Raw genomic sequence first — 15432 nt, forward strand, 5'->3', positions numbered from 1 at the left:
TCCGGTTGACGAGCCAGCCGTCCTCTCTCTAACGTGCAGATACACGATTTGAGAGGGCGCCATGGATCGGACGTTTGGAGTGGTGTCCCGCGAGGTGCTGGTCGCGGGCGACGGCTTGAGCTTCCTGCGGGGCATCATCGACGGCGCTCACCCGGCTCCGCCTTTCGCCGGGACCATGGATTTCGATCTGGTGGAGGCGGATGAAGGGCGCGTCGTCTTCGTCGGGCGCCCGTCACCCCGCTTCTTCAATCCGCTCGGCACGATTCATGGCGGCTGGACCGCCACGATCCTCGACTCCGCCATGGCCTGCGCCGCCCATTCAACGCTCAAGCCGGGCGAGGGCTACACCACGCTCGAGATGAAGCTGAACTATGTCCGGCCGGTCATGCCGGACTCGGGCACGGTGCGCTGCGAAGGCAAGCTGATCCATCGCGGCGGCTCCGTCATCACGACGGAAGGCAATCTGCGCGACGAACGTGGCAAGCTGCTCGCGCACGGCACCGAAACCTGCCTGGTGTTTCCCGCCAAGCCTAGCGCCGGCTGACCGCCCCGGCGCCGGCCACGATCAGCAGCGCACCGAGATAGGTCGTATAGAGCGGCATCTCACCGAAGAGGAAGAAGCCGAGCAGGCTGGCCCAGATCAGAGCGGTGTACTCGATTGCCGCCAGCCGGGACGCGGCCGCCATGGCATAGGCCGAGGTGAGCGTGAGATGACCCGCGACGCCAAGCGCTCCCGCGAAGAGATAGATCGCCAGATCCGCCAGCGTCATCGGCACGAAGGCGAGGGCCGCCGGGACGGCTAGGCACAGCGCCGGCCCGACATTCTGGAAGGCGACGATGACGGTGGGATGCTCTCTGACCGCGATGCGTCGCAGCAGGATCAGGTTGAAGGCGTAGCTGACCGCTGAGAACAGCGCGGCGGCGACGCCGAGGCTGGCGCCGCTGACATGCCCCTGCAGCCGCGGCCAAACCATGACCAGCATGCCGGCAAGGCCGAAGGCGAGCGCCTGCAGCACGCGCCGGTCGATCGTCTCCTTCAGCAGCAGGCCGCCGAGAACCGCGACGAAGACCGGCGCCAGGAAGGACAATGTCAGCGCTTCGGCGAGCGGCAGCACGGAGACCGAATAGAAAAAGCTGCCTGCCGTCATCACGACGAGCGGGACGCGCGCGACATTGCCGATGATGCTGTCTCGCGTCGGGCGGGCCGGGCGGGCGAGCGCGAGAACGGCGAGCGCGCAGAGGCCGCCCATCAGGAAGCGCATGAACAGCGCCACGATGAAGGGGTGGTGCTGCATCTGGCCCTTGATCACCGCATCCATGGCGGTGAGCAGGGCGATGCCGAGCGCGGCGCGCAGAGCAATCGACCGATTCATGCTGTCAGGCCGCGTCCATGGCTGTCCGGGAGGGGCGCCCATGGAGAGCACGGGCCGGGACCTCGTCTAAGGCCGATCCCGGAGCGCGCCTAGGGGAGGGGCGCACAGGCCCCCAATGCTGTCATTGCAGGGGTCGATTGCCGAGACATTGCCATGCCGGCCGCTCCCGGCGTGGGACAATCGCATCGGCAGCGGCACGCCTTGCAGAGCCGGGCTTGCGACCTGGCTGCGAATCGCACGAGGTGCCGCAAAGGCGTCAGGCTCACGACGAGATGACCGAGAGGCGATGACCGTTCTTCTGCCCTTCATTGTCAATGCCGGGCTGAACTTCGTCCTCGGGCTGCTCATCGCCCTGTTCCTGGGGCCCGAGGCGTTCGGGCTCTTTGCCATCGGTGCCGCGATCGTCGTGTTGGTCAACACGGCGCTGCTCGACTGGCTGAAGCTCTCGGTCGTCCGCTTCTATTCGGCGCAAAGCCGGGAGCGCGATCCCGGCATCCGCGCGACGCTCAATCTGCTCTTCGCTGGTATTGGCCTTTCCCTTTGCGCGCTCCTGACGGCGGCGCTGCTCGCCGGCATCGATACGGGGCTGCCGATGACGCTGCTCGCGGTGGCCGTCGCCGGCGGCGTCGGCGCCGGCTGGTTCGACTATCACGGGGCGGTCGCCCGCTCGCGCTTCCTCGACGCCGCCTATGCCCGGCTCGTCCTCGTCAGGAGTGGCATTGCCCTCGCGTTGATGGTCGGGGCTGCATGGTGGCTGCGCGATCCGGCCATCGTCCTGCTCGGCGGGCTGGCCAGCACCGTCGTCTCGGTGCTCGCTGTGCGCGGCAGGCTGGCGGATGCGGGGTCGGGCCTTGCCGCCGCGCGCGCCGATCTTGCCCGCAGCTTCGCCCGCTATGCGCTGCCGCTGGTGGCCGGCAACGCCGTCTATTCACTGATCCCGCTGCTCAATCGCGCCATTCTGGCGGACCGCTTCGGCTTCGCGGAGGCCGGCTATTTCTCGCTTGCCTCCGATATCGGCCTCAGGCTCTTTCCGGTGCTGGCCTCGATGCTGGAGATATTGCTGCTGCGCGAGGTCATCCGCCTCGATGAGGCGCGAGGCCGCCTCGCCGCACAGAAGCGCATCGCGCGCAACATGGTGACGGTGCTAGCCCTCGTGCTGCCCGTCGCGCTGGGCTTCTGGCTGACACTGCCGGCCTTCGAACGCCTCTTCGTGCCGGCGAGCTTCAGGGGCCATTTCGCCAGCTATATGGCCGTGCTGCTGCCCGGCTTCGCCGCGATCGCACTGTTCCAGGCGGCGATCTACCCGGTCTTCCTGCTGGCCAGGCGTACCCTCGTCGCCACCTTTGCGGCTCTGGCGGGCCTGGTTGTCAACCTTGCCATCATCTTCGCGCTGCCAGGGGCATTCGCGTCGGAAACGATCGCCGTCGCGCAAAGCGCAGCCTTCGTGACGGCCTTTGCGGTGACGGGTGTCGTGGCCTTGCGCATGTTGCCGTCCTGGCCGCCGCTGCGCGATCTCAGTTGTGTCGTCCTCGCCGCCGCCGTCATGGTTCTGGTGGTCTGGCCGCTGCAGGACCGTCTGCCGGCTCCGGCGGAGCTGCCGCTCCAGATCGTCCTCGGCGCCCTGGCTTATGCGGCGGTGATCCTCGCCTGCGATGTCGGCCGCTGGCGCAGCGGCCTGAAGCTGCGTTGGGTCGCTCGCAAAGGGTTAAGGCGCTAGCCAGGCCGGCAACGCTTCCTTCACCCTGTGGGTTGATGCCCCGCTAAGGTTAATTCCGCGAATTGGCTGGGTTTTGGCGTGATCTGCGCGCTGGAAGTCCGCGATTCACCATTCATTTCAAGCCGCTCCGCACTCTTCCGGCAGTCGCTGTCGAGAGTGTTGCGTTATGCGTCGAACGATTGTCCTTCCGCTGCTGATCGCAGCCGGTACCTTGACCGCGAGCGGAGCCATGGCGCAGGGCTATGGCTATGCCGCGCCCCGCGATCCGATGGCGGCGGCGCATGGCCGCGCGAATTACGGCGGCGGCTTCATCGAGATGCTGATGACGGGCCGCGATCCGTCACCCAATGGCCGCGGCGGCGCCGTCTACAACCGTCCGGGTGGCTATGCCTATGGCCAGACCGTGAGGTCGGCGCCCGGCTACGAAGCCGATCCGTTCGAGGCGGCGCGCCAGCCGCAGGCCGGCCGCCGCATGGCGGCGCTCGGCCAGCCGATCGAGCCGCAGCAGGGCATCCAGCAGATCGTCGATCCGCGCTTCCGCAAGCAGGAAGTCGCCTATGACGGCCCGCACAAGCCCGGCACGATCATCATCGACACGCCCCAGCGCTTCCTCTTTCTGGTGCAGCCGGGCGGCCGGGCCATGCGCTACGGCATCGGCGTCGGCCGTCCCGGCTTCTCCTGGGCCGGGATGAAGACGATCACCCGTAAGGCGGAATGGCCGAGCTGGACGCCTCCGGCGGAAATGCTCAAGCGCCGGCCGGACCTGCCGCGCTTCATGGCTGGCGGCCCGGAGAACCCGATGGGTGCGCGCGCCATGTATCTCGGCTCGTCGCTCTACCGCATCCACGGCACGAACGAACCGAACACCATCGGCCAGGCGGTTTCCTCGGGCTGCATCCGCATGACCAATGACGACGTCCAGGATCTCTACGAGCGGGTGCGCGTCGGCGCCAAGGTGCTGGTGATCTGAACCGCGCGGAGCAGGCCGCTCGCAAGAAAAAGAGAAACCAGAGATCCGGCAGGACAGACAGCGGTGAATGGTCGGATCGTATCCTGACGTCGACTAGTCCCCGTCAGCGACCCAATGAGACATTCGCGGCTTTGGCCGCCGTGAACCCCATCGCCCAATAGACAAGCCCGCCTTCCCAGGCGGGCTTCGTCGTTTTGATGGTCGTTTCAGACCCAGCTGTCGTCGTCGCCGGAATCGATGCCGGGATCGTCGTCGTCGTTGCTCGCCTGATCGTATTTGGCCTCGCCGTCATAGCCCTGGCCGTAATCCGAGCGATCCTGCGCCGACTGGTCGGACGAGCCGCGATCATAGGCCGCCTGATCCGCGGTGCCCTGATCATAAGCCGCCTGCTGCGTGTTGGCGCCGGCATTGGCGTTCGTGTCGGCCGCTGCCGCCGGGGTTGCAGCCTTGCTGGCACCGCCTGCGCCGCTGAAGGCGTTGGCAAGGACATTGCCGAGGACGACGCCGCCGGCGACACCCGCCGCCGTGCTCAGTGCGCTCGCCATGAAACCGCCGCCGCGGCCGGGCGCCTGCTGCGGCTGGTTGCTCCACGGGCCGGGCTGCATGGGCGCCGCGGCCTGCGCCGGAGCAGCTTGCATCGGGCCGGCTTGCGTGGGCTGGCCCTGCGGCTGCGTGTTCCAGGCACCCGAAGGGGCGGCTGTATCAGCACGCGGCGTCACGGAGGGCACCGACCCTGTGCGCGGCACGCTGCCGCCGCCGAATATGCCGGACAGGAAACCGCCGGCAGCCGGTTGGGCTGTGGCCTCGCTCGCCCGCTTCTCGGCGTCGCGCAGCTTCGCCAGCAGGCTTTCGACCTGCTGGTTCAGATTCCCGAGCGCCTGCTCCTGTACATAGACCGCCTGGGCCATGGCATAGGGCGCATAGGGCTGCTCGCGCAGGCGCTCTGCGATGAAATTCTCAGCCTCGGGGTCGCGGGGCTGGTTGGCCGCCTGCTTGAGACGGTCGAAAATCCCGGCGATCACGTCGCGTTCTTGCGGCGTCATCGTCATCTCCTCTCGTTACGCGGCATCGTTGCGCCGCGTTGAAGAGGTGGGCCCGGCCTGTGACAGTATCAAGGCCATAGCCGCGGCAAGCTGCCGCGGCGGGTCAGATGCTGCCGCCGAAATCGTCGTCCGGCGGCGGCATCTCGTCGACTTCGGAGCCCGGCTGCAGCGTGCCGCGGTTGAGCACCACGACCGCCGTGCCGGTCGGCACGCGGCTGTAGAGGTCGATGATGTCCTGGTTGAACAGGCGGATGCAGCCCGAGGAGACGGACTTGCCGATCGACCACGGCTCGGAGGTGCCGTGGATGCGGTACATCGTGTCCCGGTTGCCCTGGTAGAGATAGAGCGCGCGCGCACCCAGCGGGTTCTCGAGGCCGCCGGCCATGCCGGCAGCCCAGGGGCGGTTCCGCTCCGGCTCGCGGGCGATCATCGCTGGGGTGGGCGTCCAGCGCGGCCACTGCGCCTTGCGGGCGACCGTCGCGCGGCCGCGCCAGGACATGCCTTGCTTGCCGACACCGATGCCGTAGCGGATCGCCTTGCCGTTCTCCTGGACGAGATAGAGGAAGCGGTTGTCGGTATCGACGACGATGGTGCCGGGCTGCTCGCGGGTCGGGTAGGAGACGATGCGGCGCAGGAACTGCGGCTCGACCTCGGTGAGGTCCGTGGCCGGCAGCGGGTGCTGCTCATCCGGCCGCTCGCCATACATCGACAGGTATTCCGGGCTGATCTGCCGCCCATGCGGGGCAACCTCGTAGGGTTGCTGGCGCTGGCCCACGCAGGCGGCAAGGAACAACGGCGTCAGCGCAGCGAAGGCGCGGCGTGTCGGACGGGCAAGGGGAKAGGCGGACGGGCGGGCGGGAGACATCGACGGAAAACTCGGAGTTGCGGGCGGAGGTCAACGGTGGGACGGCGCCGCGGTTCCATGCGCCGTTGCAGGCCTCCGTTCAAGGTGCCCGACATGGCCGTGGGGTGAACAGGAGGTGGCCAAATTGTGGCCGTACAACTCTGTTGCCGATCGGCCACAGCTCGTCGAGCCGGCTAGGCCGCCTCCCGCAGCCCCCATTTGAGCAGTCCCAACCGCTCGCGGGCCCACCAGCGCGAGAGCATCATCACGGCGACTGCCGTCAGCCCGATGGCAAGGCCGATCCAGATGCCGCGTCCGGCGAGCGGGGTCACGAAACCGAGAGCTGCGGAAAGCGGCAGGCCGATGCCCCAGTAGCCGATGCCGGCAAGGATCATCGGCAGGCGCGTGTCGCCAAGCCCGCGCAGGATCGACGAGCCGACGACCTGCGCGCCATCGGCGATCTGGAAGACCGCCGCATAGAACAGGAAGACCATCGCGATCTGGGCGACCGCTTCCGCGCCGGGTTTCGAGCGGTCGAGGAAGGGTGCGATCAGCCAGTGGGGCACGGTTGCCATCAGAAGCGCGGTAAAGCTCATGAAGCTCAGCGCCAGGACGAGCGCCACCGTGCCGGCCCGCCTGATGCCCTCCTTGTCGCCGGATCCGAAGGCGCGGCCGACCCGGACGGTCCCGGCCTGGCCGATGCCGAGCGGCACCATGAAGGCGAGCGAGGCGATCTGGATCGCGATGGCGTGGGCCGCAAGCGCGGTCGCTCCGAGCAGCCCCATCATGAAGGCGGCGCCGTAGAAGATGAGCGATTCGAAGGCGAGCGTCAGAGCGATCGGGAAGCCCATTCGCCAGAAGGCGCGGTAGCGCGGCCAGTCCGGCACCCAGAAGCGGCCGAGCACGTGATAGCGCCGGAAGCGCCGGTCGAGCGAGACGACGAGCGCGAGGCCCAGGAACATCAGGGCCGAGGACAGCGCGGTCGCCATCCCCGAGCCTGGCAGGCCGAGCGCCGGGAAGCCGAGCCGCCCGAACATCAGGCACCAGTTGGCGAAGGCGTTGAAGGTGACGGCGCCGAGCACGACGATGAACGCCCAGCGCGGCCGCTGTAGCGCGGCGACGAAGCCGCGCAGGCACAGATAGAGGAAGAAGGGCAGCAGGCCCCATTGCAGCGTATGGATGTAGGATGCGGCCGCGCTCGACAAGGCGGGGTCCTGGCCCATCGCCGTGAGGATGAACTCGGCCTGCCAGAGGAAGAGCCACATCGGCCCCACCATGGTGGCGGCGGCCCAGAAGCCCTGCCGGACGGTGCGGCGCAGATCGCGCACCGCATGCCTGTTGCGGCCGAGCTCGATCGCGAGCATCGGCGCGACGGCGCCCATCGCGCCGATGCCGAAGATCAGGGCGGCATTGTAGAGGTTGGTGCCGAGCGCGCCGGCCGCCAGCGCCTCCGGGCCCAGATGGCCCATCATGATGACGTCGGTCGCCATCATCGCTGTCTGCGCGACATTGGTCAGCACCATCGGCCAGCTCAGGGCGAGCATGGCGCGCGCCTCGGTGAGCCAGGGATGATGCGGTTTGGCTGTGTCGGCAGTCGTCATGAGGCGCTTTCTCGGGGCGCCGCTTCTACCGCCGATTGAAGCGTTGAAACAGCCACAGCCGCGACTGACGACGCCCGGAGCCGATGCACTGGACGCGGGTCGACAAGTCCCGCCGCGGTCTGCATCTTGCCTTGCGGATTGCCGGAGGGCCTGGACGAATGAGCACCAATCTGAGGATCGACGGCGCGAGGCTGGCCGCGCGTCTGGCGGAGCTCTCGAAGATCGGTGCGACGCCGGAAGGGGGTTGCCGCCGGCTCGCCCTCACCGATGAGGACCGGCAGGGCCGCGACTGGCTGGTCAGCCAGATGGAGGCGCTCGGCCTCGATGTCCGCGTCGATGCGATCGGCAACATCGTCGGCATCCTCAAGGGCCAGCAGGACGGTCCCGCCGTCGTCATGGGCTCGCATATCGACACGGTCGGCACCGGCGGGCGCTTCGACGGGGCGCTCGGCGTCGTCGCGGGCGTCGAGGTTCTGGCGGCGCTGCGCGACGCGGGGCTGACCCCCAGGCGCGATATGGCCGTGATCGCCTTCACCAACGAGGAGGGAGCGCGCTTCCACCCGGACATGCTCGGCTCCTATGTCTGGGCCGGCGGCATGAGCGTCGAGGCGGCCCACAGGGAAGTCGATTCCGAGGGCGTCGGCCTTGGCGCCGAGCTGAAGCGCATCGGCTACGAAGGTGCGGAGCGACCGGGATTCCTGCCCGCGCACGCCTATCTCGAGCTCCATATCGAGCAGGGGCCGGTGCTCGAGAGCGAGGGCGGCGGCCTCGGCGCCGTCACTGGCATCCAGGCGATCTGCTGGCTGGAGCTGACCCTCAAGGGCCGCCCGAGCCACGCCGGCACGACGCCAATGGCCTACCGCAAGGACCCGGGCCTTGCCGCCGCGCGCATCAACATCTTCGCCAACGAGCTGACCAAGACGATCCCGCACCAGCTCGCGAATTCCGGCGTCATCCGCGTGCAGCCCGGCAACGTCAATGTCGTGCCCGAGACGGTGGTGATGACGCTCGACTTGCGCAACCCGCTCGATGCGCCGCTTGCCCAGGCGGAGGAGGCGGTGCGCCGCTTCTGCGCCGAGCTTGCCGCGCGGGACGACATCGAGATCTCCTTCCGTGACCTCGCGCGCTTCCCGGCGACGCCCTTCGCCGAGGAACTGATCGCCGAGGTCGAGCGCAGCGCCGGCGAGTTCGGGCTGCCGATCCGGCGGATGATCTCGGGCGCCGGGCATGACGCGCAGATGATGGCGCGGCTCTGTCCGACGGCGATGGTGTTCATCCCCTCGATCGGCGGGCTGTCGCACAACCCGGCCGAATTCAGCACCGACGACGACATGGCCGCCGGCGCGAACATCCTGCTCAGCACTGCCTGGCGCGTCGCCAACGCCTGAAAGCGCTTGAACAAATGAGCCCTCATCCCGAGGAGGTTCGAGACGCCGCTGGCGCGGCTCCTCGGGATGAGGGCTCAAATTTTCGATGAGGCTGCAAAAGGACCTTCGATGACGACGATCGCCTCGCTTTCCGCTGCCGAACTCGGGCCGCTCTACGCCAGCAAGGAACTCTCCCCGGTCGATGTCGCGAAGGATGCGCTGGCGCGCATCGAGCGCTTCGAGCCCGAGGTCAATGCCTTCGTCGTCCGCGATGAGGCGATCGCGCTGGCGATGGCGGAGGCCTCGCAGGCGCGCTGGCTGAAGGGCGAGGCGATCGGCCCGCTCGACGGCGTGCCCGTCACCATCAAGGACAATCTCGGCGTCGCCGGCTGGCCGATGCGGCGCGGCTCGGCGGTCGCTTCCGATGCGCCCTTCGCGGAGGATTCTCCCGCCACGGCGCGGCTGCGAGAAGCCGGCACGGTGTTCCTCGGCAAGACCACCATGCCGGAATATGGCTGGAAGGGCGTCGGCGACTCCCCGCTCTCCGGTATCACCCGCAACCCCTGGAACACCGGCACGGGGCCGGGTGGCTCCTCTTCCGGTGCGGCGGTCTGCGCCGCGCTCAATCTCGGCTGCATTCATCTCGGCACGGACGGGGCCGGCTCCGTGCGCATTCCCGCCGCCTTCACCGGTGTCGTGGGCTTGAAGCCGAGCTACGGGCGCGTTCCGGCCTGGCCGATCTCGACCATGGGCTTCCTCGCCCATCTCGGCCCGCTGACCCGCACCGTCACCGACACGGCGTTGGCGATGAAGGTGATCGGCCAGCCCGACGCGCGCGACATGACGGCGCTCACGGATCGTCCGCCTGACTATGTCGATGGGCTGAAGGGCGGAGTCCGGGGCCTGCGCGTGGCCTGGTCGCCGCGCCTTGGGCAGGACGTTGCCGTCGACCCGGAAATCGCTGCGCTGACTGCTGCCGCGGCGCAAGTCTTCGCCGAGCTCGGCGCAACGGTCGAGGAGGTCGACCCCGGCTTCGCCGATCCGATCGAGACCCTGATGACGATCTGGGCGTCCGGCGCGGCGCTGGCGTTGCGTAGTGTCGATGCGGCCGCGCGTTCCCGAATGGACCCCGGCCTGGTCGCGGTCGCCGAGCTGGGGGAGCGCATCCCGGCCTCAACCTATGTCGATGCGCTGCTGAACCAGCGCAATGCGCTGGCCTATCGCATGGCGCAGTTCCATGCGCGTTACGACCTGTTGCTGACGCCGACGCTGCCTCTGCCGGCCTTCGCGGTGGGGCGCAATACCCCGGAGCATGGCGCCTATGGCGAGGACTGGACGCGCTGGACGCCCTTCACCTACCCCTTCAACATCACTGAGCAGCCGGCCGTGTCGGTGCCCTGCGGCCTGACTGCGGCGGGGCTGCCGGCGGGGCTCCAGATCGTCGGAGCGTTCGGCAAGGACGCGCTCGTTCTGCGGGCCGCCGCCGCCTTTGAGCTGGCCAGGCCGTTCGCGCGCGTCGATGCGCCGCGCGTGTAGAGGTCGTCGGCCGTCAGCGCGCCGGTTCGACCAGCCTGAGCAGGTTGCGGCTCGCCACCCGTTCCCGGGTGGCGGGGGGCAACTGTTGCAGGAAAGACTGAACGCTCGCGAACTTCATCGCGTCGCTGCCCAGTGAGCGTTGGCTGGCATCGGTGCCGATCAGGAAGCGTTCGGGCTTCGCCTCGATGAGTTCGAGCCATTCAGGCCAGACGGCCTTGCCATCGCGCAGGATCGTGTAGTCCGGTGCGCGCGGGTGCCGGGGCCAGGTCCGGGCGCTGAGCTCGTAATGGAGATTGGGGTGGCGCTCGAGCATGCGGCGGGCCAGGAAGACCGGTGTATAGCCCCCATGCGCCCAAATGACGGCTACGTCCGGATAGGCCTCCAGCAGGAGCGAGAGCTCCCTTATCCGGGTGATCTCGACATGGACCATGACGGGCAGGCCATATTTGCGGGCCAGCTCGAGAACGCCGCGCATGATCGCGCCCGTCGGATCGTAATCGGCCTCGGGGAACCCGGGCGAGGGAAAATGAGCGGCGGAGATCTCGCCGATTCCCTTGAACCGCCCTGTCGATAGGAGCTGATCCAGGGCCGCCAGCACAGCCGGATCCTGCCCGTCCCAGCTTTTCCGGTACGCCCTGCGCTCGGGCGAAATCGAGGCAAAGGGGATGAAGCGATCCGGATTCCGCTGTGCTGCCGCCGCGATCGTCTCGTTGTCGCTATCCCGGCCCCAAAAGACGACTGCGCGCGTCGCCCCGAAACGCTCCATCAGTGCGAGCTGCATCGCCTCGTCGTTCAGATGCACATGGGCATCGATGAACGGCACGGCCTCGGCGGCCGCTCCGGGCGGGTCGACAGTCTCCGCGGGAGCCCGCGAACCGCTGCTCAGCGGCCCGGTCTGCGCGAGGACAGCGGAAAGCTGGACGAGCAGGCAGAGTGTCGAGACCAGGGCGGCGAGCGGCGAGCAACGCATGGCTTCATCGCGATCATTGGCGCTGCGGTGATGTGAACGCTTGAGCCGCTGGAGATCAAGCCGCGCTGTGGTCGAATGATCCGGCGACGCGGCCCTTCAGCACGGCGAAGTCCTTGGCGAGGCGACACCGAAGATTTGGCACGGCACAGATCTGATAACACGTTTAAATCGATTTTATCGCCGGAGTCGCAATTATCTGGCGTCTTGTGGGCGCATGCGGTCGTTCTCTGCCGATTGCGTTGCGCGAGGCGCGCTTCATCGTCGTTTGGCACGGACCCTGCACGGAAGCCATTTGCCTCGATTGGGCGCTGCCGCGTGTTGTCAGGCAGGATTTTTCTGCCCAAACTCGCGGCAAGGCAGCCCGATCAGAGGCGCCGCTTCAGGGGAGAGGATTGATGGATCGCAGGACATTTCTGAAATCCGCGACGGGCGCCGGCGTGGCAGCGGCGACAGGCGGGCTGGCGATGCCGGCACTGGCGCAGGGGGCGAGCAAGACGCTGCGCTTCGTGCCGCAGGCCAATCTCGCGAATTTCGACCCGATATGGGGAACGCAATACGTCGTCCGCAACGCCGCCGCGCTGGTCTGGGACACGCTCTACGGCATCGATTCCAAGTTCCAGCCGCAGCGCCAGATGGTCGAGGCCGAGGAGGTCTCCTCCGACGGCCTGACCTGGACCTTCAAGCTGCGGTCCGGCCTCAAGTTCCATGACGGCACGCCGGTGACGTCGAAGGACGTGGTCGCGAGCCTGGTGCGCTGGTCGGCGCGCGATCCGATGGGCCTGATGATCCGCGCCATCCAGGTGGAGCTTGCGCCAGTCGACGAGCTGACCTGGAAATGGTCGCTGAAGCAGCCCTTCCCGAAGATGCTGCTGGCGCTCGCCAAGAACAACGCGCCGTGTTCGTTCGTGATGCCGGAGCGGATCGCCAAGACCGATCCGTTCACCCAGATCACCGAATATATCGGCTCGGGGCCGATGAAGTTCCTGCGCAGCGACTGGGTTCCCGGCGCCAAGGCGGTGTTCGAGAAGTTCGCTGACTACAAGCCGCGCTCCGAGAAGGCGGACTGGCTCGCCGGCGGCAAGAACATCCTCGTCGACCGGGTCGAGTGGGTGATCATGCCCGATGCGGCGACGGCCGCTGCCGCGCTCCAGAACGGCGAGGTCGACTGGTGGGAGACCCCGCTCGCCGACCTCGTGCCGGTCCTCAAGGGGCATAAGGACATCAACGTCGATATCGGCGATCCGCTCGGCAATATCGGCGCCTTCCGCATGAACCACCTCTTCCCGCCCTTCAACAATGTGAAGGTGCGGCAGGCGGTGCTGACGGCGCTGAACCAGGAAGACTACATGCGCGCGGTCGTCGGCGACGACGACAAGCTCTGGAAGCCGTTGCCGGGCTTCTTCACGCCCGGGACGCCGCTCTACACGGAAGAGGGCGGCGACATCCTGAAGAAGCGCAATGTCGCCGAGGCCAAGAAGCTCCTGGCCGAGTCCGGCTACAAGGGCGAGCCGGTGGTCTGCATCGTCGCGCAGGACATGGCTGCCACCAAGTCGATGGGAGACGTCACGGCCGAGCTGCTCAAGAGCATCGGCATGAACGTCGATTTCGTCGCTACCGACTGGGGCACGGTCGGTTCGCGCCGCGCCCAGAAGACACCGCCGGGGCAGGGCGGCTGGAGCATGTTCCACACCTGGCATGCCGGCGCCGACTGCATCAATCCGGCCGCCTATACGGCGATCCGCGCCAATGGCGAGAAGGCCTGGTTCGGCTGGCCCGACGTCCCCGCGGTCGAGACCGAGGTCACCAACTGGTTCAACGCCAAGGACCTGGCCGGCGAAAAGGCGGCGATGGCCAAGCTCAACAAGGCGGCGGTCGAGAACGTCGTCTATGCGCCGACGGGCTTCTATCTCGGCTATCAGGCCTGGCGGAAGAACGTCTCGGGCGTCGTCAGCGGCCCTCTGCCGTTCTTCTGGGACGTCGCCAAGGCCTGACCTCTCTTCGCGGGGCGGCATAGCCGCTCCGCCCCTCGGGGCCGGCCGGGCTCCGACACTTCGCCTCGCCCCGACCCGGGAGAAGACCGGGCCGCGGTTCCCAGGTTCGACGTGAACGAGGTTCCACGGCTTTATGTTTGCTTTCGTCGTCAGACGCATCATTACGACCATCCCCGTGATGGCCTTCGTGGCGTTGTTCGTCTTTTCGTTGCTCTACATCGCGCCGGGCGATCCGGCGGCCATCATCGCCGGTGACCAGGCTTCCCCTGCCGATGTCGAGCGCATCCGCGCCAGCCTGGGGTTGGATCGCCCTTATCTGATCCGCTTCGCTGAATGGTCCTTCCGCGTGCTGCAGGGCGACCTAGGCACCTCGATCTTCACCAACCTGCCGGTGACGCAGCTCATTTCCCAGCGCATCGAGCCCACCGTCTCGCTGATGGTGCTGACCCTGATCTTCGCCGTCGTCATCGCCGTTCCGATGGGCGTCATCGCCGCCTGGAAGGCCGGGAGCTGGATCGACAAGGCCGCGATGGGTTTCGCCGTACTCGGCTTCTCCGTGCCGGTCTTCGTCGTCGGCTATCTGCTCGCCTACTTCTTCGCGCTGAAGCTCGATTGGCTGCCTGTGCAGGGCTATACGCCGATCTCGCAGGGCTTATGGCCCTGGCTCAGGAACCTCATCCTGCCGGCGGTGACGCTCGGGCTCGTCTACATCGCGCTCATCGCCCGCATCACCCGCGCGACCATGCTCGAGGTGCTGCAGCAGGACTATGTCCGCACGGCCCAGGCCAAGGGCGTGTCGCAGAAGGACGTGCTCTTCCTGCACTCCCTCAAGAACGCGGCGGTGCCGATCGTCACCATCATCGGCATCGGCATCGCGCTGCTGATCGGCGGTGCGGTGGTGACCGAGAGCGTCTTCGCCATTCCCGGCCTCGGCCGGCTCACCGTCGACGCCATCCTGCGGCGTGACTACCCGGTCATCCAGGGCGTCGTGCTGATGTTCAGCCTGGTCTACGTGCTCGTGAACCTGCTGATCGACCTGACCTATACCCTCGTCGACCCGAGGATCCGCTATTGACCGCTCAATCCTCCATCCCGGCCCCGGCCGTCGCCGCTGCCGCCGAGCCGGTCAAGGCCACGCTCAGCCGCTCGGCCCGCTTCCGTCGCTATCTGCGCCGGCACCCTTCCGTCGCGATCGGCGGCGGCCTGCTCGTCCTGATGGCACTCATCGGCATCTTCGCGCCGCTGCTCGGCACGGTCGATCCGACCGCGATCTCGCCGTCGCGGCGCACGCGCGTGCCCTCCGAGCTCTACTGGTTCGGCACCGACATGCTCGGCCGCGACATCTATTCGCGCGTGATCTATGGCGCGCGCGTCTCGCTGCTCGTCGGCTTCAGCGTGGCGATCCTGTCGTCGGTCGTCGGGCTCACCATCGGTCTCTTCGCCGGCTTCGTGCGCTGGACCGACGGCATCATCATGCGGGTCATCGATGGCATGATGTCGATTCCGCCGATCCTGCTCGCCATCGCGCTGATGGCACTGACCCGGGGCTCCGTCGGTAACGTCATCATCGCCATTACCATCGCCGAGATCCCGCGTGTGGCGCGGCTGGTGCGCGGCGTGGTGCTGTCGCTGCGCGAGCAGCCCTATGTCGAGGCGGCAGTGGCCAACGGCGCTCGCGTGCCACGCATCATCATCAGGCACATCCTGCCGAACACCTTCGCGCCGATGAGCGTCCAGGCGACGTACATCTGCGCCAGCGCCATGATCGTCGAGGCGATCCTGTCCTTCATCGGCGCCGGCGTGCCGCCGGCGACGCCGTCCTGGGGCAATATCATGGCCGAGGGCAGGGCGCTCTGGCAGGTCAGGCCGCACATCATCCTGTTCCCGGCGGTCTTCCTCTCGCTCACCGTGCTCGCCGTGAACATGCTCGGCGACGGCCTGCGCGACTCGCTCGATCCGCGCCTCGCGAAGTCCATCTGAGGACCAGCCCCGCAACTGGCACAACCCTCGCCCTGCATTG

General features: G+C 67.6%; 13 protein-coding genes. 8 read left to right on the forward strand and 5 right to left on the reverse strand.

All coding sequences use genetic code 11. The features are described from left to right. The first annotated feature begins 61 nt into the window (after positions 1–61). Positions 62–544, forward strand: a complete 483-nt coding sequence (locus AC1DNE_RS09455) for a PaaI family thioesterase (protein ID WP_441468703.1) — start codon at positions 62–64, stop codon at positions 542–544. Here the strand turns inward: AC1DNE_RS09455 and AC1DNE_RS09460 are convergent. Further along, on the reverse strand, positions 531–1373 hold the full coding sequence (locus AC1DNE_RS09460; RefSeq protein ID WP_441468702.1) for a DMT family transporter: 843 nt from the start codon (positions 1371–1373) through the stop codon (positions 531–533). The two genes, AC1DNE_RS09455 and AC1DNE_RS09460, sit on opposite strands and share 14 nt — an antisense overlap. A 286-nt stretch (positions 1374–1659) precedes the next feature. On the opposite strand from AC1DNE_RS09460, the gene AC1DNE_RS09465 reads away from it, so the two are divergent. After that, positions 1660–3090, forward strand: a complete 1431-nt coding sequence (locus AC1DNE_RS09465; protein ID WP_441468701.1) for a lipopolysaccharide biosynthesis protein — start codon at positions 1660–1662, stop codon at positions 3088–3090. A 166-nt stretch (positions 3091–3256) separates the two neighbouring features. Beyond that, positions 3257–4060, forward strand: a complete 804-nt coding sequence (locus tag AC1DNE_RS09470) for a L,D-transpeptidase (RefSeq protein WP_441468700.1) — start codon at positions 3257–3259, stop codon at positions 4058–4060. A gap of 206 nt (positions 4061–4266) precedes the next feature. Here the strand turns inward: AC1DNE_RS09470 and AC1DNE_RS09475 are convergent, their stop codons facing one another. From AC1DNE_RS09475 to AC1DNE_RS09485, 3 genes are all read right to left on the reverse strand, one after another. Next, complete coding sequence (locus AC1DNE_RS09475; RefSeq protein ID WP_476764938.1) at positions 4267–5103, reverse strand: DUF2076 domain-containing protein; 837 nt, start codon at positions 5101–5103, stop codon at positions 4267–4269. A 103-nt stretch (positions 5104–5206) separates the two neighbouring features. Continuing rightward, positions 5207–5968 carry a L,D-transpeptidase gene (locus tag AC1DNE_RS09480; RefSeq protein WP_476841017.1) on the reverse strand — a complete coding sequence of 254 codons (762 nt, stop codon included), beginning with the start codon at positions 5966–5968 and terminating at the stop codon, positions 5207–5209. A gap of 173 nt (positions 5969–6141) precedes the next feature. After that, positions 6142–7548: an MATE family efflux transporter gene (locus AC1DNE_RS09485; RefSeq protein WP_476764940.1), complete on the reverse strand. Its 1407-nt coding sequence runs from the start codon at positions 7546–7548 to the stop codon at positions 6142–6144. A gap of 158 nt (positions 7549–7706) precedes the next feature. Here AC1DNE_RS09485 and AC1DNE_RS09490 point away from each other — a divergent pair, with 158 nt between their 5' ends. Both AC1DNE_RS09490 and AC1DNE_RS09495 read left to right on the forward strand, forming a co-directional pair. Then, on the forward strand, positions 7707–8936 hold the full coding sequence (locus AC1DNE_RS09490) for a M20 family metallo-hydrolase (protein WP_476764941.1): 1230 nt from the start codon (positions 7707–7709) through the stop codon (positions 8934–8936). A gap of 108 nt (positions 8937–9044) precedes the next feature. Then, positions 9045–10451, forward strand: coding sequence for an amidase (locus tag AC1DNE_RS09495; RefSeq protein ID WP_476764942.1), 1407 nt, complete (start codon positions 9045–9047; stop codon positions 10449–10451). 13 nt (positions 10452–10464) lie between these two features. Here AC1DNE_RS09495 and AC1DNE_RS09500 read toward each other — a convergent pair whose 3' ends face one another. Further along, positions 10465–11421: an amidohydrolase family protein gene (locus tag AC1DNE_RS09500; RefSeq protein ID WP_441468694.1), complete on the reverse strand. Its 957-nt coding sequence runs from the start codon at positions 11419–11421 to the stop codon at positions 10465–10467. Between the two features lie 395 nt (positions 11422–11816). Between AC1DNE_RS09500 and AC1DNE_RS09505 the strand changes: the two genes are divergently transcribed. The 3 genes from AC1DNE_RS09505 (at position 11817) to AC1DNE_RS09515 (ending at position 15392) form a co-directional block, all read left to right on the forward strand. Beyond that, complete coding sequence (locus tag AC1DNE_RS09505; RefSeq protein WP_476764943.1) at positions 11817–13412, forward strand: ABC transporter substrate-binding protein; 1596 nt, start codon at positions 11817–11819, stop codon at positions 13410–13412. A 133-nt stretch (positions 13413–13545) separates the two neighbouring features. After that, positions 13546–14487, forward strand: a complete 942-nt coding sequence (locus AC1DNE_RS09510; protein ID WP_441468692.1) for an ABC transporter permease — start codon at positions 13546–13548, stop codon at positions 14485–14487. Further along, positions 14484–15392, forward strand: coding sequence for an ABC transporter permease (locus tag AC1DNE_RS09515; RefSeq protein ID WP_441468691.1), 909 nt, complete (start codon positions 14484–14486; stop codon positions 15390–15392). The genes AC1DNE_RS09510 and AC1DNE_RS09515 overlap by 4 nt, the downstream gene beginning before the upstream one ends. Positions 15393–15432 lie beyond the last annotated feature (40 nt).

It is taken from the genome of Allobosea sp. 05L423 (assembly GCF_056397745.1).